We start from the raw sequence: 20566 nt of genomic DNA, 5'->3' as shown, positions 1-20566 counted from the left end.
GTCAGGTCCCTTCCTTACGTCACTTGGCGGCTGCGGCCGGGGCGTCCTCGCCGAGCAGCTTGCCGTCGGAGGTCTCGAACTGCTTCTTGAACTCCGCGATCGCGTCACCGATGGCCTGCAGGGTGTCGTCCGACATCTTGCCGCCCTCGCGGATCGACGTCATCAGACCCTGGTGCTTGCGGTGCAGGAACTCCAGGAGCTCCTTGTCGAAGCGGCGGACGTCGGAGACCGGGACGTCGTCCATGCGACCCGTACCACCGGCCCAGATCGAGACGACCTGGTCCTCGGTGGACATCGGCTGGTACTGGTTCTGCTTGAGCAGCTCGGTCATGCGGGTACCGCGCTCGAGCTGGTTCTTCGACGCGGCGTCCAGGTCGGAACCGAAGGCGGCGAACGCCTCCAGCTCGCGGTACTGGGCGAGGTCCACGCGCAGACGACCGGAGACCTGCTTCATCGCCTTGTGCTGCGCGGAACCACCGACTCGGGAGACGGAGATACCGACGTTCAGCGCGGGGCGCTGACCGGCGTTGAACAGGTCCGACTCCAGGAAGCACTGGCCGTCGGTGATGGAGATGACGTTGGTCGGGATGAACGCCGAGACGTCGTTGGCCTTGGTCTCGACGATCGGCAGACCGGTCATCGAGCCGGCGCCCATGTCGTCGGAGAGCTTGGCGCAGCGCTCCAGCAGACGGGAGTGCAGGTAGAAGACGTCACCCGGGTAGGCCTCACGGCCCGGCGGGCGGCGCAGCAGCAGGGACACGGCGCGGTAGGCGTCGGCCTGCTTCGACAGGTCGTCGAAGACGATCAGGACGTGCTTGCCCTGGTACATCCAGTGCTGACCGATGGCCGAACCGGTGTACGGCGCCAGGTACTTGAAGCCGGCCGGGTCGGACGCCGGGGCGGCGACGATGGTCGTGTACTCCAGCGCACCGTTCTCCTCCAGCGCGCGGCGCACGCCGGCGATGGTGGAGCCCTTCTGGCCGATGGCGACGTAGATGCAGCGGACCTGCTTCTTCGGGTCGCCCGAGCGCCAGTTGTCGCGCTGGTTGATGATCGTGTCGACGGCCAGGGCGGTCTTGCCGGTCTGGCGGTCACCGATGATCAGCTGACGCTGACCACGGCCGACCGGGGTCATCGCGTCGACGGCCATGTAGCCCGTCTCCATCGGCTCGTGGACCGACTGGCGCTCCATGACCGTGGGGGCCTGCAGCTCGAGGGCGCGGCGGCCGTCGGTCTCGACCTCGCCGAGGCCGTCGATCGGCTTGCCGAGCGGGTCGACAACGCGACCGAGGTAGCCGTCGCCGACCGCGACCGAGAGGACCTCACCGGTGCGCTGCACCGGCTGACCCTCCTCGATGCCGCTGAACTCACCGAGGACGATGGCGCCGATCTCGCGCTCTTCCAGGTTGAGCGCGAGGCCGAGGGTGCCGTCCTCGAACTTCAGCAGTTCGTTGGCCATGGCCGAGGGAAGACCCTCGACCTTCGCGATGCCGTCGCCGGCAAGGGTGACCGTACCGACCTCCTCGCGCGAGGCCGCGTCCGGCTTGTACGACTGGACGAAGTTCTCCAGCGCGTCCCGGATCTCCTCCGGCCGGATCGTGAGCTCCGCCATCTGGGTTCCCTGCTCTCCTTGTTGGGCCCGAAGTTTCACTTTGGGGGGATGGGGACTCCCCCCTGAAAGAGGTGAATCCTCTGCACGGCCCAACCAGGGCCGTAATTGCGTACGTACTGCTTGTTGAGTTACTAGCTCGCCATGCGGCGGGCGACGTCGTCCAGCCGGTCCGCGAGGGAGCCGTTGATGACCTCGTCACCGACCTGCACCCGGACACCGCCGACCACGTCGGGGTCCACGTCCAGGTTCAGGTGCATCCGGTGTCCGTAGAGCTTCGCCAGGGCGTCGCCCAGGCGCTGCTTCTGCGGGCCGGTCAGCGGCACCGCCGAGGTGACGGTCGCGACCAGGCGGTTCCGGCGCTGCGCGGCAAGCTTGGACAGGGACTCCAGTCCCGATTCCAGGCTACGTCCACGCGGCTCGGTGACCAGGCGGGTGACCAGACGCTCGGTGGTGGGCTTGGCCCGGCCGCCGAGCAGCCGGTGCAGCAGCTCGACCTTGGCCGAGGTGCTCGCGGACCGGTCGGTCAGCGCGGCGCGCAGCTCGGTGTTCGAGGCGACGATCCGGCCGAACCGGAACAGCTCGTCCTCGACGTCGTCGAGCGTGCCCGCCTTCTCCGCGGCGGCGAGGTCGGCGATGTCCGCCAGCTCCTCCAGCGCGTCCACCAGGTCGCGGGGCTGCGACCAGCGGGAGCGGACCACACCGGCCACCAGGTCGGCGGTCGCGCCGCTCACCTGGCCACCGATCAGCCGCTGAACCAGCTCGGCCTTGGCCTCCGCGGGCTGCGCCGGGTCGGTGAGGACCCGGCGCAGGCCGGCCTCGCGGTCGAGCAGCGCGGTGACGGCGGCCAGCTCGTCGGCGAGCTTCGAGGCGTCGACGGACGTGGAGTCCGTCAGCGCGTCGAGGCGCTCGCGTGCGGCTGCCAGAGCCTCGCGGCTCGCTCCGTTCATCGCGTGGCCTCGGCCTTCTCCTCGAGCTCGTCGAGGAAGCGGTCGATCACACGGCTCTGACGGGCGTGGTCCTCGAGGGACTCACCGACGAGCTTGCCGGCCAGTTCGGTGGCGAGCGTACCGACGTCCTGACGCAGAGCCGACGAGGCGGCCTTGCGGTCGGCCTCGATCTGGGCGTGACCGGCGGCGACGATCTCCTCACGCTGACGCTGGCCCTCGGCCCGCATCTCGGTGATGAGTTCGGCACCCTGCTCCTGAGCCTCCTGGCGCAGGCGCGCGGCCTCGTGCCGAGCCTCGGCGAGCTGCGCCTTGTACTGCTCAAGGACGCTCTGGGCCTCGGTCTGCGCGGCCTCGGCCTTCTCGATACCGCCCTCAATGGCCTCGCGGCGCTCTTCCAGAACCTTGTTGATGTTCGGGAGGAGCTTCTTGGCGAGGAAGCCGAAGACGATGACGAAGGCGATGAGGCCGATGACGAGCTCTGGGATCGGCGGGATGAGGGGGTTCTCCGGCCCCTCCGCCAGCATTACCAGGGGGCTCATATCAGTGCCTTTCGTCTAATGGTGCGCGGCGGTCGGGTCAGGAGGCCGGGTAGACGAACGGCATGACCAGACCGATCAGGGCGAGCGCCTCACAGAAGGCGAAGCCGAGGATCTGGTTGGCGCGGATCAGGCCGGCAGCCTCGGGCTGACGGGCGAGGGCCTGCGTGCCGTTACCGAAGATGATGCCGACGCCGACGCCCGGGCCGATGGCGGCGAGGCCGTAACCGATGGAGCCGAGGTTGCCCTTGATCTGGACGCCGGCGGCAAGGGTTTCGAGAGCGGACATGCCGGTTCTTCCTTCTCTTTCAAAGTCCGATGGGGGTTGGCCACCGGATGTCTGGGTGGGTGGTCGGGTCGCTCAGTGGTGCTCGGCGAGCGCGCCCTGGATGAAGCTGCAGGTCAGGAGGACGAAGACGTACGCCTGGACAGCCTGGATGAAGAGCTCGAAGGCGGTCATGATGATGACCATCACGAACGAGACACCGGAGTAGGCGATGCCGATGCCGTTCAGCATGTACCAGCTGGCGACCGTGAACAGCAGCAGCAGGGTGTGACCGGCGAACATGTTCGCGAACAGTCGCACGGCGTGCGTGAAGGGCCGGACGAGCAGGTTCGAGAAGAGCTCGATCGTCATCGACAGCGGGAGCACCGGGCCGAGCGACTTGTCGTAGCCGGTGAAGTTCTTGAAGGCGCCGACGAAACCGTGCCGCTTGAAGGTCAGCGAGACCCACAGGATGTAGACGATCGCGGCCAGGCCGACGGGGTACGAGATGATCGCGGTGACCGGGAACTGGGCGACCGGGATGATCGACCACAGGTTCATCATCCAGATGAAGAAGAAGAGCGAGACGACCAGAGGTACGTACTTCTCGCCTTCCTTCTTGCCGATGGTCTCGTAGACGACGCCGCGCCGGACGAAGTCGTAGCCGGCCTCGGCGATCATCTGGAGCTTGCCCGGGACGACCTTCGGCTTGGCGAAGGCGGCCCAGAAGAAGCCCACGACGATGATGGAACCGAGCAGCGCCAGCAGCATCGTCTTGTTGAAGTACAGGTTGCTGTCCGCGTTGCCCCAGAGGGGCTTGAACAGGAACGAGTGCAGGCCCGGAGCGACGGTGTCGAAACCACACCCGTCGAACAGGTGACAGCTCGTGTCGAAAGCGAGCGTCTGCGTCGGATCAGCACTCACCGCGGGCTCCTTCAGCGTGGCGCATAGGTACGGCAACCTCGTTGTGTCGGCGCGGCGTGCGGCCGCGGTTCGGCACGGGACTGGTGTAACGGATGTGGGGGCGGCTGGGGGGCATCTCGCCTCGCGATAGAACAGGCGTCAGTTCGGATGCCCGCGCCCGCGATGCCGCAGTTGGCACCGGACGATAGCAGGATCTCTCGTGCGCCTTTATCCCGGCCCTACCTCTCACGACGAGTGCCCTGTCTTTTCGGGCTTGTCGCCCTTCGACGAGGCATCGGGATCGACGTAGAGGATCTTGGCCTTCATGTGCGCACGCGTCTGCGCGGCGATCCACGTGAGCGTGGCGACCACGATCACGATGGCGAAGGCCCGGGGATTGAACAGCGTCGTGTTCTTGAACACGGCGATGAAGATGACCATCAGCAGCAGCTGAGCCGCGTAGAGCATCAGGCCCATCATCTGGAACAGCTGCGGAAAAGACTTGGCAGTGCGCTGGAGCACATAGAGACCGAGCCCCATGAGAACGACCACGACCAGCGTCGCGATGACGGCCCCGATCGCACCCTTGGCGCCGGCGACACCACCACTGACGGCGGTGGCAACAGCACCGACGACAACCGTGGGCACGGCGGCCTGGGTCAGGATCCGGACGTCATTGGACGGCATGGCGGCAACTCCGCTTTCACAGGGGGCAGGGTGTCGTCATGGACGAGCGTAGCCCCGGGCTGAGTGATCGAGATCTCACACCAAGAGACCGTCGCACTACGGCCTTTCGGCTCTCTCCGGGGTTCTCGTGAACCGTATCACAAACTATTTGATGAGGTCTTTACCTGCTTGGTGTGCTCGGTGTCACACATGAGAGTGAAGCTGCGCGTCTGTGCAAAAACCTCACCCACTTGTCTGATATTGGGGGTCTTTGCTCCCCCACGAGATGGCAATGCTCTAGTCAGATTCTTACCTTGAAGCCCCGGGGGCCTTCAGCGCATACGCGAACGGGGGCCGATCGCGGTCGCTCCGTTGACGCCCGGGACGGCGGCCGTGACGGGGGTGCGCGCGGCCTCCTCCGCCCGGGCCGGCCCGGCGGCCGCACCGGCCGCGCCGGCGGGCTCCGGGACGCACTCCCCGGCGGACTGCGCGGCGGACTCCCCCACCGGCTCCTCGACGGTCCTGCGGCGCCTGCGGTAGCGCGGCGGCACGATCCGCTGGGCCCACATCGGCGCACGGGGCGTGAAGCGCGGCAGGAGCAGCAGGATCAGACCGATCGCGCTGAAGAAGACCACGCCGAGCACGATCCACATCGACGCCGAGTTGACCGAGTAGGCGAGCGCGCCGAAGGAGATCAGCGCCGCCCAGAAGTACATGATCAGCACGGCCCGGCTGTGCGAGTGGCCGATCTCCAGGAGCCGGTGGTGCAGGTGGCCGCGGTCCGCGGCGAACGGGGACTGGCCGCGCCAGGTGCGGCGGACGATCGCGAGGACCAGGTCGGCGGCCGGTACGGCGATGATCGTCAGCGGCAGCAACAGCGGGATGTAGACGGGCACCGTCTGGTGGACCGCCGCCTTCTCGGAACCCGTGAACAGGGAGAGGGCGTCCGGGTCCACCTGGCCGGTGATGGAGATCGCGCCGGCCGCCAGGACCAGGCCGATGAGCATCGAGCCCGAGTCACCCATGAAGATCCGCGCCGGATGCATGTTGTGCGGCAGGAAGCCCAGGCACATGCCCATCAGGATCGCCGCGAAGAGGGTCGCCGGAGCGGCCGCCTCGATGCCGTACGAGGTCCAGATGCGGTAGGCGTACAGGAAGAACGCCGTCGCCGCGATGCACACCATGCCGGCGGCGAGGCCGTCCAGGCCGTCCACGAAGTTCACCGCGTTGATCGTGACGACGACGAGCGCCACGGTCAGCAGGGTGCCCTGCCACTGGGTCAGCGCCACGTTGCCGACGAACGGAACGGGCAGCCACAGGATCGTCAGACCCTGCATGACCATGACGCCCGCGGCGATCATCTGGCCACCCAGCTTGATCAGCGCGTCGATCTCGAACTTGTCGTCCAGGACGCCGATCAGCCAGATCAGGGCCGCCCCGGAGAGCAGGGCGCGCGGCTCGTTGGACTTCACGAAGACCTCGTTGAGGTTCGTGAGGTGGTCCGCGACCAGCAGTCCGGCGCACAGGCCGAAGAACATGGCGATCCCGCCGAGGCGCGGAGTGGGTTCCCGGTGCACGTCACGTGCCCGGATCTCCGGCATGGCTCCCGCAACGATCGCGAATTTACGTACCGGCCCTGTCAGCAGATACGTCACCGCGGCCGTGATGCAGAGCGTCAGCAGGTATTCACGCACGGGCTTCCCCACAGGTCTCGCTGGCCATCACAGCCCCACACCCTAGCGACGGACGCGTACGGATGAGGACTTCCGGTTGGCGACGATGGTTGCACGTATGGCTGTGCACCACGTCTCACCAGGGTGAACGGGTAACCGCCTCCCCCACGCTCAGCCGGGATACGGCGGAAATCTACCGGTCAGCTCGCGCACCTCGGCACGCACCCCGGCCGGATCATGATCACCCCGCAGCACCCCGGCGAGCAACGCGGCGATCAGGACCATCTCCGTCTCGCCCATGCCCTGCGTGGTCACCGCGGCCGTCCCCAGGCGCAGACCGCGGCCTTCCCCGTGCGGCAGCGCGCAGCAGTCCAGGACGATCCCGGCGGCGGCGAGCCGGCCGCGCGCGCTGCGGCCGTCCACGCCGAGCGGGGCCGGGTCGACGACGATCAGGTGGGTGTCCGTGCCGCCGGTGACGACACCGAACCCCTCGGCGGCCAGGTGACCGGCCAGCACGCGCGCGTTGGCGACCACCTGACGGGCGTACGCGCCGAACGCCGGCGTCGCCGCCTCGCCGAACGCCACGGCCTTGGCGGCGATGGAGTTCATCTGCGCGCCGCCCTGGGTGAAGGGGAAGACGGACCGGTCGATCCGCTCGGCCAGCTCGCTCCCGCACAGGATCATCCCGCCGCGCGGCCCGCGCAGCACCTTGTGTGTCGTGGCACACACGACGTCGGCGTACGGCACCGGGCTCGGCGCCACTCCCCCCGCGACCAGGCCGATGGGATGTCCGGCGGCCACGATCAGATACGCGCCCACCTCGTCGGCGACCTCGTGGAAGAAGGCGTAGTCGATGTGGCGCGGGTAGGCGATCGAGCCGCACACGATGGCCTTGGGCCGGTGGTCGCGGGCCAGGTGGCGCACCTGGTCGTGGTCGATGAGCCCGGTCTCGGCGTCGACGCCGTACCCGACGAAGTCGAACCAGCGGCCGGAGAAGTTCGCGGGCGAGCCGTGCGTGAGGTGGCCGCCGTACGGCAGCCCGAGGGCCAGGACGGTGTCTCCGGGCCGCAGCAGGGCGGCGTAGGCGGCCAGGACGGCCGAGGAGCCGGAGTGGGACTGCACGTTGGCGTGCGCGGCGCCGAAGAGCGCCGTGGCGCGGTCGACGGCGACGCGTTCGGCGACGTCGGCCAGCTCGCAGCCGCCGTGGTGCCGGGCGCCGGGATAGCCCTCGGCGTACTTGTTGGCGAGCGGGGAGCCGAGGGCGGCCAGCACGGCAGGCGAGGCGAAGTTCTCGGCGGCGATCAGCTGGAGCGTCGTCGACTGCCGCGTGAGCTCTGCGAGCAGGATCTCGGCGAGTTCGGGGTCCTGTCGCCGCAAGACGTCGGTCTCGAGGGTAGGGGTGACCGCCATGGTGGGCTCCCGGGCGTCGGCGGGGGACGTAGGTCCAATGTAGGCCGGGGTCATGGGGAACGCCCGGCGTCGAAAGCCGCACCGGGGCCCGGCAGCCTCCGCGGGACCTCGGCCGCGCACTCGTCGTCGCTGGTCGCACGATCCCCCGCGCCCCCGAAGGGCACCACGGACCTACGCCCGCGCCGGTGCACCCGTCAGCGCCGTGGCCACGGGGACCGCTCCTCGACGCGCGCACCTCACGTGCGGGCGGGCACACCCGTCAGCGCCGTGACGACCGGGTCCACTCCTCGACGCGCTTCTCGCACCGCTCGGCCCCAGCGGGCCTCCCCGGCTTCGCGGCGCTGCGGCGAACTCCGTCCGCCGGCTCACCTCACGCGCACCTCACGTGCGGGCGGGCACACCCGTCAGCGCCGTGACGACCGGGTCCAGCGCCTCGTGTATCTCGTCGCCGATCGACCGGAAGAACGGCAGGGGCGCCCCGTACGGGTCGTACACCTCGTCCGCCTCCGCCGTCGGTGCCAGCAGCCACCCGCGCAGCGCCGCCGCCGCACGCACCAGCGCACGGGCCCGCATGACCACACCGTCCTCCAGGGGCGGCAGGGTGGCCGGGTCTATCGCCCGGACCAGGCGGGTGAACTCCTTCAGTGTGAAGGTGCGCAGGCCCGCCGAGTGGCCCATGGAGATGACCTGGGCACGGTGGTCGCGGGTGGCGGTCAGGACGAGGTCGGCCATGATGACGTGCTCGTCCAGCAGTTCCCGGCCGGTGAAGCCGGAGGCGTCCGCGCCGAAGTCGGCGAGCACGGTCTCCGCGTTCTCCTCCATCGGCGCGCCTTCGTGGCCCCAGGTGCCCGCGCTCTCCACGATCAGCCCGCCGCCGAGTACGCCGAGCCGCTCCGCCACGAAATGGCGGGTCAGACGCTCGGTGATCGGCGAGCGGCACACGTTGCCCGTGCTGACGTGGAGGATGCGGAAGGTGTCGCGCGGGAAACCGAAGGTCGTCGTGATCTCCGCCGCGCGTTCCTCATTGCCTATGCCACGCATGGGGGTCCCCCCTGCTCGAACAGAGCCGAGAGCCTGGGGGATTCACGGGCCGTCAATTCGCCACCTCGAGGTCGGGTACGACCTTCCGCAGCTCGTCCGGGGAGAGCGCCCCCTCACGCAGCAGTACGGGCACCTCACCGGTGACGTCCACGATGGACGACGGCACGTTGCCGGGGGTCCGGCCGCCGTCGAGGTAGACGGAGACGGAGTCGCCGAGCATGTTCTGGGCGTCGTCGCAGGTCTCCGGCGCGGGGTGACCGGTGAGGTTCGCGGAGGAGACGGCCATGGGGCCGACCTCGGTGAGCAGCTCGATGGCGACAGGGTGCAGCGGCATGCGCACGGCGACCGTGCCGCGGGTGTCGCCGAGGTCCCACTGGAGGGACGGCTGCTGCCGCGCGACGAGCGTGAGGGCGCCGGGCCAGAACGCGTCGACCAGTTCCCAGGCCATCTCGGAGAAGTCCGTGACGAGGCCGTGCAGCGTGTTCGGGGAGCCGATGAGGACAGGGGTGGGCATGTTGCGGCCCCGGCCCTTGGCACCGAGCAGGTCGGCGACGGCCTCCGAGGAGAACGCGTCGGCACCGATGCCGTAGACCGTGTCGGTCGGCAGCACCACGAGCTCGCCCCGGCGGACGGCCGACGCGGCCTCGCGCAGACCCGTCACACGGTCGGTCGCGTCGTTGGTGTCGTATCGCCGTGCCATGTCTAGCGGGCCTCCTCGTACACGTACTGCGGGGTGGAAGTAGTGGGGGTGCTCACGGCATCGCCTTGCGGGCGGTCGCGAAGCGCGGACGGTTGTTGAGGTCGGGGTGATCGGCCGCGTCGGCCCAGCCCCGCTCCTCGGTGAAGATCCACGGCACCTGTCCGCCCTGGGTGTCGGCGTGCTCGATGACGACGACACCGCCGGGGCGCAGCAGCCGGTGCGCGGTGCGCTCGATGCCCCGGATGAGGTCCAGGCCGTCCTCGCCGGAGAACAGCGCCAGCTCCGGGTCGTAGTCGCGGGCCTCCGGGGCGACGTACTCCCACTCGGTGAGCGGGATGTACGGCGGATTGGAGACGACCAGGTCGACCTGGCCGTCGAGGTCGGGGAAGGCCTCCAGGGCATTGCCCTGACGCAGGTCGACCCTGGACCCCGCCACGTTCTTGCGGGTCCACACCAGGGCGTCCTCGGACAGCTCCACGGCGTGCACGCGGGAGCGCGGCACCTCCTGGGCGAGGGCGAGGGCGATGGCGCCGGAGCCGGTGCACAGGTCGACGATGCAGGGCTCGACCACGTCCATGGCCCGTACGGCGTCTATGGCCCAGCCGACCACCGACTCGGTCTCCGGCCGGGGCACGAAGACACCCGGGCCGACCTGGAGCTCCAGGTAGCGGAAGTACGCGCGCCCGGTGATGTGCTGGAGCGGCTCACGCTGCTCGCGGCGGGCGATGACCTCCCAGTACCGGGCGTCGAAGTCGGCGTCCTTCACCGCGTGCAGCTGGCCGCGCTTCACGCCGTGCACGAACGCGGCGAGCTCCTCCGCGTCGTTGCGCGGCGAGGGCACGCCGGCGTCGGCCAGCCGCTGGGTGGCCTGGGCCACCTCCGCGAGCAGCACGCTGCGGGGGCTTGGGGGTCGCCCCCCGAAGTCTTGCTGCACGCTCGTCCTCCGGTCCTCGTGCTTCGTCGTACATGCCTTGCGCTCACGCGCCGCCCTGCGTAAGGCCCCCTGCCCTGGACGGCAGGGGGCCCGGTGTCCTACGCGGCCGCGAGCTTCGCGGCCGAGTCGGCGTCGACGCAGGCCTGGATCACCGCGTCGAGGTCGCCGTCCAGAACCTGGTCGAGGTTGTACGCCTTGAAACCGACACGATGGTCCGAGAGGCGGTTCTCCGGGAAGTTGTACGTCCGGATCTTCTCGGATCGGTCGACCGTGCGGACCTGGCTGCGGCGGGCGTCGGCGGCCTCGGCCTCGGCCTTCTCCTGCGCCGCGGCGAGCAGCCGGGAGCGCAGGATACGCATGGCCTGCTCCTTGTTCTGGAGCTGGCTCTTCTCGTTCTGGCAGGAGGCCACGACACCGGTGGGCAGGTGCGTGATGCGCACGGCGGAGTCGGTGGTGTTGACGGACTGGCCGCCGGGGCCCGAGGAGCGGTACACGTCGATACGCAGGTCGTTCGCGTGGATCTCGACGTCGACCTCCTCGGCCTCGGGCGTGACGAGCACACCGGCCGCGGAGGTGTGGATGCGGCCCTGCGACTCGGTCGAGGGCACGCGCTGCACGCGGTGCACACCGCCCTCGTACTTCAGCCGGGCCCACACGCCCTGGCCGGGCTCGGTGGCGCCCTGGCCGCCCTTGGTCTTCACGGCGACCTGGACGTCCTTGTAGCCGCCCAGCTCGGACTCGGTGGCGTCGATGATCTCGGTCTTCCAGCCGACGCGCTCGGCGTAGCGCAGGTACATGCGCAGGAGGTCACCGGCGAACAGGGCGGACTCGTCGCCGCCGGCGCCCGCCTTGATCTCCAGGATGACGTCCTTGTCGTCGCTCGGGTCGCGCGGGACGAGCAGCAGGCGAAGCTTCTCGGTGAGTTGCTCGCGCTGCTTGTCCAGCACCTTGACCTCGGCGGCGAAGTCCGGGTCGTCGGCCGCCAGCTCGCGCGCGGTCTCGATGTCGTCACCCGTCTGCTTCCAGGAGCGGAACGTGGCGACGATGGGGGTCAGCTCGGCGTAGCGCTTGTTCAGCTTGCGCGCGTTCGCCTGGTCGGCGTGAACCGACGGATCGGCGAGCTTCGTCTCCAGGTCGGCGTGCTCGGCGACGAGTTCCTCGACGGCCTCGAACATCTTTCGGCTCCTGTACTGCGGGTGAGGGCTGGCGGGCGACCAAAAACGCCGGTCCCGGGCACACCGCCTTCCTTACGATTCGCCTGCGGGGGTGCGGGCGAATGCGCGAGGCGGGGGCGTGGCCGTGGACCGGCGAAATGGGGCTCGCTACTTCTTGGAGCCGGCAGCCTTGCCGAAGCGGGCCTCGAAGCGGGCCACACGGCCACCGGTGTCGAGGATCTTCTGCTTGCCCGTGTAGAACGGGTGGCACTCGGAGCAGACCTCGGCACGGATGGTGCCGGAGTCGATGGTGCTACGGGTGGTGAACGAGGCGCCACAGGTGCAGCTGACCTGCGTCTCGACGTACTCGGGGTGAATCTCGCGCTTCAAGGTGTCTCCTAGGTATCGGGAGGGCGCCGGGTCGCCTGCCGCGGGATGCGGGGGCGTGAACCGGAGCCGACGTACCAGTCTGCCAGGACTGGCGCCATTCCCCCAAAACCGGGGAGCGGCGTCCGGTATTCCCCGGGTGTCGGGGAGCACCGGCGGACGGTGTCGCGGCGTCCGTCAGGACGCCACCACGCCCTTGGCCCCGCCGGTGACGGTTCCGGTGGTGGCCGTCCGGGGGATCGGGCGGTCGTGCCGCAGGGCGTCCCAGATCAGCTGGGCCTTCGTCTTCTCCAGCAGGACCCGGTTGGGGTTGGCCGGGTCGTACCGGACCGGCATCGTGACCATCTTCATGTGGGACGAGCTGATGCCCTTGAGGCCGCCGGCGAAGTCGGCGAGGGAGTTGACCGTGCCGAGGTCGGAGTCGGCGGTGACGGTCTTGGTGGCGGTGTCGGCGAGGTCGTACAGCTTCTTGGGGTTGCTGAAGACGCCGACGTGCTTGACCTGGAGGAGCAGCGCCTTCACGAATGCCTGCTGGAGCTGGATGCGGCCCAGGTCGGAGCCGTCGCCCACGCCGTGCCGGGTGCGGACCAGGCCGAGGGCCTGGCGGCCGTCGAGGGTGTGGGTGCCGGCCGGGAGGCGGAGGTGGCTCTGCGGGTCGTCGATCTTCTCGGTGGTGGTGACCGGGACCCCGCCGAGGTCGTCGACGAGCCTCTGGAAGCCGGCGAAGTCGACCTCCAGGTAGTGGTCCATGCGGATGCCGGTGAGGGACTCGACCGTCTTGACCGCGCAGGTGGCGCCACCGGTGGCGTACGCCGAGTTGAACATCACGTCGGACGCGGCCGGGTAGGTGGCGCCCTTGGCGCCGGTGCACGCCGGGCGGTCGATGAGGGTGTCGCGGGGGACGGAGACCACGCTCGCCCGCTTGTGGCCCTTGTAGACGTGGACGATCATCGCCGTGTCGGAGCGGGCGACGCCGTCGTCCGTGCCGCCGCCGAGCTTCTTGTTGGTGCCGGCGCGGGAGTCGGAGCCGAGGACGAGGATGTTCTCGGAGCCGTTGTCGATCTTCACGGGCCGGTCGGCGCCGAGAGCCTGGTTGATGTCGACGCTTCTGAGGTTGCCGTTGAGCTTGAAGTACAGGTAGCCGACTCCGCTGCCGCCCAGCACGACGACGCCCGCGGCGGTCCAGGCCACGACGCGCAGGACCTTGCGGCCCTTGCTGCGGGGCTTGCGGCGGCGGCCCTTGCCGCGGCGTCCGGGGGCGGTGGTGGCCGGCTCCGGTATGCCGGGCTGCGGCGTGCTCTCGGCGGACACGTGGCTCCTAGGTCTCGTCCGGTCGGTTACCCCCTGGGTTCGGGGTCGGGTGCGGTCCTCACCACCCCATCGTCGCTCCACCTGGCCTGACGGAGGAACTCGGAAAGCGTTGCACAACGCAGAGTGCCCACCGCGTGCGGCGGTGGGCACTCTGCGTTACCGACGGAACGGGACGATCCCCGCTCACCTGCGTTTTCAGCCGAACAGGTCGTACTGGTCGTAGCCGGTACCGAGTGAGACACGTGTGGCAAAGATCTCGCTGGTCGCCTTACCGGTGCCCTTGTACAGATAAAGGGTGCCGCCGGGGGTGCGGGCCAGGAAGTCGGCCTTGCCGTCGCCGCTCAGGTCGCCGACCGCGTCGAAGGCGTTGTACCCGGTCCAGGCGCTGCGCACCTTGACGCGGGCGGAGAAGGCGCCGGTGCCGGACTTCCCGGTGCCCTTGTAGAGGTAGAGGTCGCCGTTGCTCGACTTGCGGGCGAGCAGGTCGGCCTTGCCGTCACCGTTGAAGTCGCCGTGGCCGCGCACCATGTTGTACTGGTTCCAGCCGGTGCCGACCGAAACGCGCGTGCCGAAGGTGCCGTTGCCCTTGCCCGGGTAGATCCACAGCGTGCCGCCGGAGTCGACCGAGAGCACGTCGGGCAGGTAGTCGCCGGTGACGTCTCCGGGGGTGATGATCCGGGTGCGGGTCTTCCAGGCCGAGAAGAGCTTCGTCGAGGCCCAGGAGCCACTGGTGCGGGCGCTGTTGAGCACGAAGTGGTCCCAGTACACGTCACCGCTGGAGCTGACCCGGTAGACGAAGTCCTGGTAGCCGTCGCGGTTCAGATCGGTCGTCAGTACCAGGTTGACGCCGCTCCAGTCGCCGAGGGAGATCCGGGTGGCGAGCGAGGTGCCCTTGGAGTCCTTCTCGTAGCCGGTCTTCGAGGACGAGGCGCGCACGAAGAGGTCGGCCTTGCCGTCGCCGTAGCTCAGGTTGCCGTCGGCGATCTGCGCGTAGACCGCGCCGGTGTACGTGGAGACCTTGCTGAAGACGCTGTAGGCGCCCTTCTCCACACAGTCCTTGACGCCCCAGGAGACCACGCCGGCGATACGCCCGTTCACCACGAGCGGGCCGCCGGAGTCGCCGTTGCAGGCGGAGGTCGTACCGGCGTCGCCGCCGGAGGCGGGCTTGCCCGCGCAGACCATGTGCCCCTTGATGAAGTCCACGGGGTAGTACTTGGCGCAGGTGGTGTCCGACTGGATCGGCAGCGTGGCCGTCTTCAGCGTCTGGGAGATGTCGTTGCTGGTGGAGCTGGTACGGCCCCACCCGTAGAGCTTGGCGCCGGTGCTGGTGTACGACGCGGTGTCGCCGGAGGTGACCATGCGGATCGGCGTGGCCTTGACCGGGACGGCCAGGGTGAGCACGGCGATGTCGTTGTCGGTCTTCGCCGGGTTGTACGACGGGTTGTTCCACTGGCGCAGCACGCCGGTGGCCTGGCCGCCGTGCAGGTCCGTCTGCCCGGAGGTGTCGGTGGTGGGCAGCTGGGCGGTGCCGGTGACGACCGCGCCGTAGCTCTTCCAGTCGTAGGCCTTGTTGTTCCCGTCCCGCACGCAGTGTGCGGCGGTGAGGACCTTCGTCGGCGAGACGACCGTGCCGCCGCAGAAGAAGCCGGTGCCCTTCTCGTCGTCGTACCAGAGCTGGGCCATCCAGGGCGCCGACGAGATGGTGGTCGTGCCGCCGCCGATGATCGCCGGGGCGACGGGAGCGCCGCTGCCGGTGGCCGTCGGCGTGCCGGTGGCCTGCTGGACCGCGGCCTGCTTGTCGGCGGCCTGCTTGTCGGCGGCGGCGCCCGCGATGCGCTGCACGAGCGTGGCCTGGGACGGCTGGCCGACGCTCGGCGTGGTGGCGGGCTTCGGCAGTGCGGTGGCCGCACCGGCGGACGCCGTGAGCACGGCGCCAGCGACGGCCGCGGCGACACCGGCCGCGGCGAGGGGCAGGGCCAGACGTATTCGACGTCTGTGCCGACCCGGCTGGGACGTGGACAAGGGTGTTCCCCCCGAGGGAGCGATGAGCGGGATGGGGCGCGAGATACGCACCCATCCCTCTCAGCGCCAAAAGGCCGCCCCCTGTCACTGAGTGACAGGGGGCGGCCTTAACGCACCAGGGGCGCGGGAACCTCGCGGCGACTAGTCGCCGTTGCCCGGAGTCGGCGTCGTCTTCTGAATCTGCATCAGGAACTCGGCGTTCGACTTCGTCTGCTTCATCTTGTCGAGCAGCAGCTCGATCGCCTGCTGCTGGTCGAGCGCGTGCAGCACGCGACGCAGCTTCCAGGTGATGGCCAGCTCGTCGCTGGCGAGCAGGATCTCTTCCTTACGGGTACCGGACGCGTCGACGTCCACCGCCGGGAAGATGCGCTTGTCGGCGAGCTTCCGGTCGAGCTTGAGCTCCATGTTGCCGGTGCCCTTGAACTCCTCGAAGATCACCTCGTCCATGCGGGAGCCGGTGTCGACGAGCGCGGTCGCCAGGATGGTCAGCGAGCCGCCGTCCTCGATGTTGCGCGCGGCGCCGAAGAAGCGCTTCGGCGGGTACAGCGCGGTCGAGTCGACACCACCGGACAGGATGCGGCCGGAGGCGGGCGCGGCGAGGTTGTACGCACGGCCCAGACGCGTGATCGAGTCGAGCAGCACGACGACGTCGTGGCCCAGCTCCACCAGGCGCTTGGCGCGCTCGATGGCGAGCTCGGCGACCGTGGTGTGGTCCTCGGCCGGACGGTCGAAGGTCGAGGAGATGACCTCGCCCTTGACCGACCGCTGCATGTCGGTGACCTCTTCCGGACGCTCGTCGACCAGGACGACCATCAGGTGGCACTCGGGGTTGTTGTGCGTGATCGCGTTGGCGATCGCCTGCATGATCATGGTCTTGCCGGTCTTCGGCGGGGCCACGATCAGACCGCGCTGGCCCTTACCGATCGGCGACACGAGGTCGATGATGCGGGTGGTCAGCACGCCCGACTCGGACTCGAGGCGCAGACGGTCCTGCGGGTACAGCGGCGTCAGCTTGTTGAACTCCGGGCGGCCGCGGCCGTGTTCGGGCGCCATGCCGTTCACGGAGTCGAGGCGCACGAGCGCGTTGAACTTCTCGCGGCGCTCGCCGTCCTTCGGCTGGCGGACGGCACCGGTGACGTGGTCACCCTTGCGCAGGCCGTTCTTGCGGACCTGGGCGAGGGAGACGTACACGTCGTTGGGGCCCGGCAGGTAGCCCGACGTACGGATGAACGCGTAGTTGTCGAGGATGTCCAGGATGCCCGCGACGGGGATCAGCACGTCGTCGTCGGCCACCTGCGGCTCGGCGATGTCGTCACGGCCACGGCGGCCACGGCGGTCGCGGTAGCGGCCGCGACGGCCACGACGGCCGCCCTCGAAGTCGTCGTCGTCCTGCGGTCCGCTGCTCTGCTGCTGGCGGTCCTGACGGCCGCCGCCCTGCTGCTGACGGTCCTGCCGGTCCTGGCGGTCCTGACGGCCGCCCTGCTGCTCGTCGCCCTTGCGCTCGCGGCGGTCACGGTCGCGACCGCGGTCACGGTCACGCTCACGACGGTCGCGGCGGCCACGGCCCTCGGCGTCGCCGGCGTCGCCGGACGCGTCGCCCCGGGCCTCGCCCTTCGCCTCGGCGGTGACGGTCTCGGCGCCGCTCGCGGTCGGGCTGCCGGCCTCGGCGGTGGCGCGGCGACGACGGCGCTCGTTCGGGGCTTCGTCCCCACCGCGCTCGGTCTCGCTCACGCGGGAGGGGCCGCCGGCGGGCTGGCCGGGAATCTCGATCTGCTGCTGGGCCTTCTCGGCGGGGGACTTCTCGGCGGGAGACTTCTCCGCCTTCTTCTCGGCGTCCTCGCCCGTGCGGGCCTTGGAGGTCGCCCGGCGCTTGGGCTTGGTCTCGGCGGCGGCCTCGGCCTTGGCGGCGGGAGCCTGGGAGGCGCCCCCGGCCTGCGCCTCCTTGATGACCTCGATCAGCTGGCTCTTGCGCATGCGCGCGGTGCCCTTGATACCGAGGCCGGATGCGACCTGCTGCAGCTCGGCCAGCACCATGCCCTCGAGGCCGGTACCGCGGCGCCGCCGGGAGCCGGCACCGCTGGCAGGCGCGGAGGCGTCCGTGGCGGGCGCGGCAGCGGTCTCCTCGACACGTGCGCCCATCAGATCGGTGGTGTCGCTCACGAAGGGTCCTTCCCTGGAGCGGACGTCGGCCTGTCTGGCTCGGCGACCGGTTGTGCTGTCCGACATCGGTTCTGTCTCTTGTGAACCAAGCCGGGGCGGTGGTCCGCCAAAGCGGCGGAAAGAGGAATTTCTGGTGATGGCGCTTCCGCGAGCCGCGACACCCGGTGTCACGTGGCGTGAAAGCGCCTGTTCCGGAGCGTGCCCGGCAACCCGCTCAGTGCCCGCGTACGACGTACTGCCCAGGTACGGCGCACGGAACACGAAGTGGCTTGGGAGGCTCCCGGAAGAATGTCTGTCCCTGACGGGGACACGAAGCACCTCGCCATGGTGGGGTCGGGTGCAGACTTGAGGTTAACACTACCGGATCCAACAAACATTCCCCCTCTCCAAATCCGGAAAGCGTGTGTCAGGACGCAAGCGGCAACACGCTCGCTCCCCTTACATCAAGGCTCAGTCGATTGGCCGCCCAGCCGTTCCCGGCAAGGGCTTCCACCTTGTCCGCGGTACCCGCGTCGGCAAGGGCCATCACGGTGGGGCCGGCGCCCGAGATGACGGCCGGAATGCCGTCGGCGCGCAGCCGCTCCACCAGCGCGGCGCTCTCCGGCATGGCGGGGGCGCGGTACTCCTGGTGCAGACGGTCCTCGGTGGCGGGCAGCAGCAGCCCGGGGCGTCGGGTGAGTGCCTCGACGAGCAGTGCGGCGCGGCCCGCGTTGGCGGCGGCGTCGACGTGCGGCACGGTACGCGGGAGGAGACCTCGCGCGGTTTCGGTGAGGACCGGCTTTCCGGGGACGAAAACCACCGGAACGATGGAATCGTCGGGCTCCATCCTGATCGCCCGCGCGGCGCCGCTCTCCATCCAGGAAAGGGTGAAACCGCCGAGCAGACAGGCCGCGACGTTGTCGGGGTGACCCTCGATCTCGGTGGCCAGCTCCAGCAGCGCGGCGTCGTCGAGGCGGGACTCGCCGCCTATCGTCACCGCGCGGGCGGCCACGAGGCCGGCGCAGATGGCGGCGGAGGAGGAACCGAGGCCCCGGCCGTGCGGAATGCGGTTGGCGCACACGATCTCCAGACCGCGGGGCTGTCCGCCCAGCAGGTCGAAGGCGGTGCGCAGGGAACGGACGAGGAGATGCCTCTCGTCCCGCGGAAGGGTCTCGCTCCCCTCACCCGCGATGTCGATGTGCAGCCCGGAGTCGGCCACCCGGACGACGACGTCGTCGTAGAGCCCCAGCGCGAGACCCAGGGCGTCGAAGCCCGGGCCGAGATTGGCACTGGTGGCGGGAACGCGCACCCGGACGGCGGCGGCGCGGAACGCTGGACCGGCCATCGCTCGAAGACTCTCCTTGAGCTGCGGGACTGCCCAATGACGGCCGAATGGCATTCGAGAACTCTCGAGGGACATTCGGCGGGCATTCGGCGGACATTCGATGTGGACATTCGATGACGTACGAGAACCCGTCGGGCCGCACCGCGGCGGACGCGGACCCGTGCCACACGCTCGGGCATATGCGGCAGGCGGGTTCAGTACAGCCTATCGAAGGAAGGTTCTGCGGCGACATAGGGCGCACAGGAGGCGCACGATGCGTGTCGTAAGCCCCTTGTGCATCCCATCAGGGGTTTCCCTGCCGCGGGCCACCGTATGGACCGCGGCCCGGACCTCCGCGACGGCCGTCGCCGGAGCCGTCGCGGGGGCTGTTGCCATTGCCGTCGCGATTGCCGCGACCGCTGCCGAAGCCGTTGCCGCAGCTGTTGCCCGGGCCGCCACTGGGCGGCCGCCCGGGCCGTGGCTCAGGCCAGGCCCAGGCGCTCGGCCGCGGCATCCGCGTCGACCGGGACGACGATCGGCTGCGGGGCACCGTCGACGGCCCACCCGGGATCCTTCAGACCGTTGCCGGTGACGGTGCACACGATGCGCTGGCCAGGGTCGACCTTGCCCTGTTCCGCGGCCTTGAGCAGACCGGCCACGGAGGCGGCGGAGGCCGGCTCCACGAAGACACCCTCCTGTGCGGCCAACAGCCGGTAGGCGCGCAGGATCTCACGGTCCGTCACCTCGTCGATGGCGCCGCCGGACTCGTCGCGCGCGGCGAGGGCGTACTCCCACGAGGCGGGGTTGCCGATGCGGATGGCGGTGGCGATGGTCTGCGGGTCCTTGACGACCTCGCCGCGCACGATCGGGGCGCTGCCGGAGGCCTGGAAGCCCCACATCCGGGGGGTCCGGGCGGCGATGCCGTCGGCCGCGTACTCCCGGTACCCCTTCCAGTAGGCGGTGATGTTGCCCGCGTTGCCGACCGGCAGCACGTGGATGTCGGGCGCGTCGCCGAGCATGTCCACGATCTCGAAGGCGGCCGTCTTCTGGCCCTCGATCCGCACCGGGTTGACCGAATTGACCAGCGCCACCGGGTAGTTCTCGCTCAGGCTGCGCGCGAGCGCGAGGCAGTCGTCGAAGTTGCCCTCGACCTGGAGGATCTTCGCGCCGTGCACGAGGGCCTGGCCCATCTTGCCGAGGGCGATCTTGCCCTGCGGGACGAGCACGGCGCAGACCATGCCGGCCCGCACCGCGTAGGCGGCGGCGGAGGCGGAGGTGTTCCCGGTGGAGGCACAGATGACCGCCTTGGCGCCCTCCTCCTTGGCCTTGGAGATGGCCATGGTCATGCCGCGGTCCTTGAAGGACCCGGTGGGGTTGGCACCCTCCACCTTCAGGTGGACCTCACAGCCCGTGCGCTCGGAGAGCACCTGCGCGGGCACGAGGGGCGTACCGCCCTCGCGGAGCGTCACGACCGGCGTGGTGCCGGATACCGGCAGCCGGTCCCGGTACTCCTCGATGATTCCGCGCCACTGGTGGGTCATT

General features: G+C 69.7%; 18 protein-coding genes. All 18 read right to left on the bottom strand.

Features of this window, described 5'->3' with window-relative positions:
• Positions 1 to 19 precede the first annotated feature (19 nt).
• The 18 genes from atpA to thrC all read right to left on the bottom strand — a co-directional run bounded on the left by atpA (position 20) and on the right by thrC (position 20565).
• Positions 20 to 1612, bottom strand: coding sequence for a F0F1 ATP synthase subunit alpha (atpA, locus tag OIB37_RS24940; protein WP_330459828.1), 1593 nt, complete (start codon positions 1610 to 1612; stop codon positions 20 to 22).
• Between the two features lie 131 nt (positions 1613 to 1743).
• Entirely contained in the window at positions 1744 to 2559 is an 816-nt protein-coding gene (locus OIB37_RS24935; RefSeq protein ID WP_330459827.1) for a F0F1 ATP synthase subunit delta, read from the bottom strand.
• Positions 2556 to 3098, bottom strand: a complete 543-nt coding sequence (locus OIB37_RS24930) for a F0F1 ATP synthase subunit B (RefSeq protein ID WP_330459826.1) — start codon at positions 3096 to 3098, stop codon at positions 2556 to 2558. The genes OIB37_RS24935 and OIB37_RS24930 overlap by 4 nt, the downstream gene beginning before the upstream one ends.
• Positions 3099 to 3135: 37 nt before the next feature.
• Positions 3136 to 3384 (bottom strand): ATP synthase subunit C, encoded by a 249-nt coding sequence (locus tag OIB37_RS24925; protein WP_018544514.1) that lies wholly within the window; start codon positions 3382 to 3384, stop codon positions 3136 to 3138.
• A 72-nt stretch (positions 3385 to 3456) separates the two neighbouring features.
• Entirely contained in the window at positions 3457 to 4284 is an 828-nt protein-coding gene (gene atpB / locus OIB37_RS24920) for a F0F1 ATP synthase subunit A (RefSeq protein WP_330459825.1), read from the bottom strand.
• A gap of 225 nt (positions 4285 to 4509) precedes the next feature.
• Entirely contained in the window at positions 4510 to 4950 is a 441-nt protein-coding gene (locus tag OIB37_RS24915) for a hypothetical protein (RefSeq protein WP_330459824.1), read from the bottom strand.
• Positions 4951 to 5261: 311 nt separating this feature from the next.
• Positions 5262 to 6623 carry an MraY family glycosyltransferase gene (locus tag OIB37_RS24910; RefSeq protein ID WP_330459823.1) on the bottom strand — a complete coding sequence of 454 codons (1362 nt, stop codon included), beginning with the start codon at positions 6621 to 6623 and terminating at the stop codon, positions 5262 to 5264.
• A 150-nt stretch (positions 6624 to 6773) separates the two neighbouring features.
• Positions 6774 to 8012, bottom strand: a complete 1239-nt coding sequence (gene glyA, locus OIB37_RS24905) for a serine hydroxymethyltransferase (RefSeq protein ID WP_330459822.1) — start codon at positions 8010 to 8012, stop codon at positions 6774 to 6776.
• A 381-nt stretch (positions 8013 to 8393) separates the two neighbouring features.
• Complete coding sequence (locus tag OIB37_RS24900; protein ID WP_330459821.1) at positions 8394 to 9053, bottom strand: arsenate reductase/protein-tyrosine-phosphatase family protein; 660 nt, start codon at positions 9051 to 9053, stop codon at positions 8394 to 8396.
• A 52-nt stretch (positions 9054 to 9105) separates the two neighbouring features.
• Positions 9106 to 9753: an L-threonylcarbamoyladenylate synthase gene (locus OIB37_RS24895; RefSeq protein ID WP_330459820.1), complete on the bottom strand. Its 648-nt coding sequence runs from the start codon at positions 9751 to 9753 to the stop codon at positions 9106 to 9108.
• 52 nt (positions 9754 to 9805) lie between these two features.
• Positions 9806 to 10645, bottom strand: a complete 840-nt coding sequence (gene prmC / locus OIB37_RS24890; protein WP_330459819.1) for a peptide chain release factor N(5)-glutamine methyltransferase — start codon at positions 10643 to 10645, stop codon at positions 9806 to 9808.
• Between the two features lie 140 nt (positions 10646 to 10785).
• A complete protein-coding gene (prfA, locus tag OIB37_RS24885; protein ID WP_330459818.1) occupies positions 10786 to 11862 on the bottom strand; it encodes a peptide chain release factor 1 in 1077 nt (358 codons plus the stop codon).
• A gap of 147 nt (positions 11863 to 12009) precedes the next feature.
• Positions 12010 to 12231 carry a 50S ribosomal protein L31 gene (gene rpmE, locus OIB37_RS24880; protein WP_330459817.1) on the bottom strand — a complete coding sequence of 74 codons (222 nt, stop codon included), beginning with the start codon at positions 12229 to 12231 and terminating at the stop codon, positions 12010 to 12012.
• 174 nt (positions 12232 to 12405) lie between these two features.
• Complete coding sequence (locus tag OIB37_RS24875) at positions 12406 to 13539, bottom strand: LCP family protein (protein ID WP_330459816.1); 1134 nt, start codon at positions 13537 to 13539, stop codon at positions 12406 to 12408.
• Positions 13540 to 13734: 195 nt separating this feature from the next.
• Positions 13735 to 15561 carry a trypsin-like serine protease gene (locus OIB37_RS24870; protein ID WP_443058200.1) on the bottom strand — a complete coding sequence of 609 codons (1827 nt, stop codon included), beginning with the start codon at positions 15559 to 15561 and terminating at the stop codon, positions 13735 to 13737.
• A gap of 141 nt (positions 15562 to 15702) precedes the next feature.
• On the bottom strand, positions 15703 to 17721 hold the full coding sequence (gene rho, locus OIB37_RS24865) for a transcription termination factor Rho (RefSeq protein ID WP_330459815.1): 2019 nt from the start codon (positions 17719 to 17721) through the stop codon (positions 15703 to 15705).
• A gap of 406 nt (positions 17722 to 18127) precedes the next feature.
• Positions 18128 to 19045: a homoserine kinase gene (gene thrB, locus OIB37_RS24860; RefSeq protein WP_330459814.1), complete on the bottom strand. Its 918-nt coding sequence runs from the start codon at positions 19043 to 19045 to the stop codon at positions 18128 to 18130.
• A 461-nt stretch (positions 19046 to 19506) separates the two neighbouring features.
• On the bottom strand, positions 19507 to 20565 hold the full coding sequence (gene thrC / locus OIB37_RS24855; RefSeq protein ID WP_330459813.1) for a threonine synthase: 1059 nt from the start codon (positions 20563 to 20565) through the stop codon (positions 19507 to 19509).
• Position 20566 lies beyond the last annotated feature (1 nt).

The organism is Streptomyces sp. NBC_00820, from assembly GCF_036347055.1.
Lineage (GTDB): Bacteria > Actinomycetota > Actinomycetes > Streptomycetales > Streptomycetaceae > Streptomyces.
Note: the sequence above shows the minus strand (reverse complement) of the source record. Positions and strands in the feature narration are given on the sequence as shown.

Excerpts from the sequence above, each read along its gene's own strand:
- atpA (WP_330459828.1), bottom strand. The coding sequence starts at position 1,612 with ATGGCGGAGCTCACGATCCGGCCGGAGGAGATCCGGGACGCGCTGGAG.
- OIB37_RS24935 (WP_330459827.1), bottom strand. The coding sequence starts at position 2,559 with ATGAACGGAGCGAGCCGCGAGGCTCTGGCAGCCGCACGCGAGCGCCTC.
- OIB37_RS24930 (WP_330459826.1), bottom strand. The coding sequence starts at position 3,098 with ATGAGCCCCCTGGTAATGCTGGCGGAGGGGCCGGAGAACCCCCTCATC.
- OIB37_RS24925 (WP_018544514.1), bottom strand. The coding sequence starts at position 3,384 with ATGTCCGCTCTCGAAACCCTTGCCGCCGGCGTCCAGATCAAGGGCAAC.
- OIB37_RS24915 (WP_330459824.1), bottom strand. The coding sequence starts at position 4,950 with ATGCCGTCCAATGACGTCCGGATCCTGACCCAGGCCGCCGTGCCCACG.
- glyA (WP_330459822.1), bottom strand. The coding sequence starts at position 8,012 with ATGGCGGTCACCCCTACCCTCGAGACCGACGTCTTGCGGCGACAGGAC.
- OIB37_RS24900 (WP_330459821.1), bottom strand. The coding sequence starts at position 9,053 with ATGCGTGGCATAGGCAATGAGGAACGCGCGGCGGAGATCACGACGACC.
- OIB37_RS24895 (WP_330459820.1), bottom strand. The coding sequence starts at position 9,753 with ATGGCACGGCGATACGACACCAACGACGCGACCGACCGTGTGACGGGT.
- prfA (WP_330459818.1), bottom strand. The coding sequence starts at position 11,862 with ATGTTCGAGGCCGTCGAGGAACTCGTCGCCGAGCACGCCGACCTGGAG.
- thrB (WP_330459814.1), bottom strand. The coding sequence starts at position 19,045 with ATGGCCGGTCCAGCGTTCCGCGCCGCCGCCGTCCGGGTGCGCGTTCCC.
- thrC (WP_330459813.1), bottom strand. The coding sequence starts at position 20,565 with ATGACCCACCAGTGGCGCGGAATCATCGAGGAGTACCGGGACCGGCTG.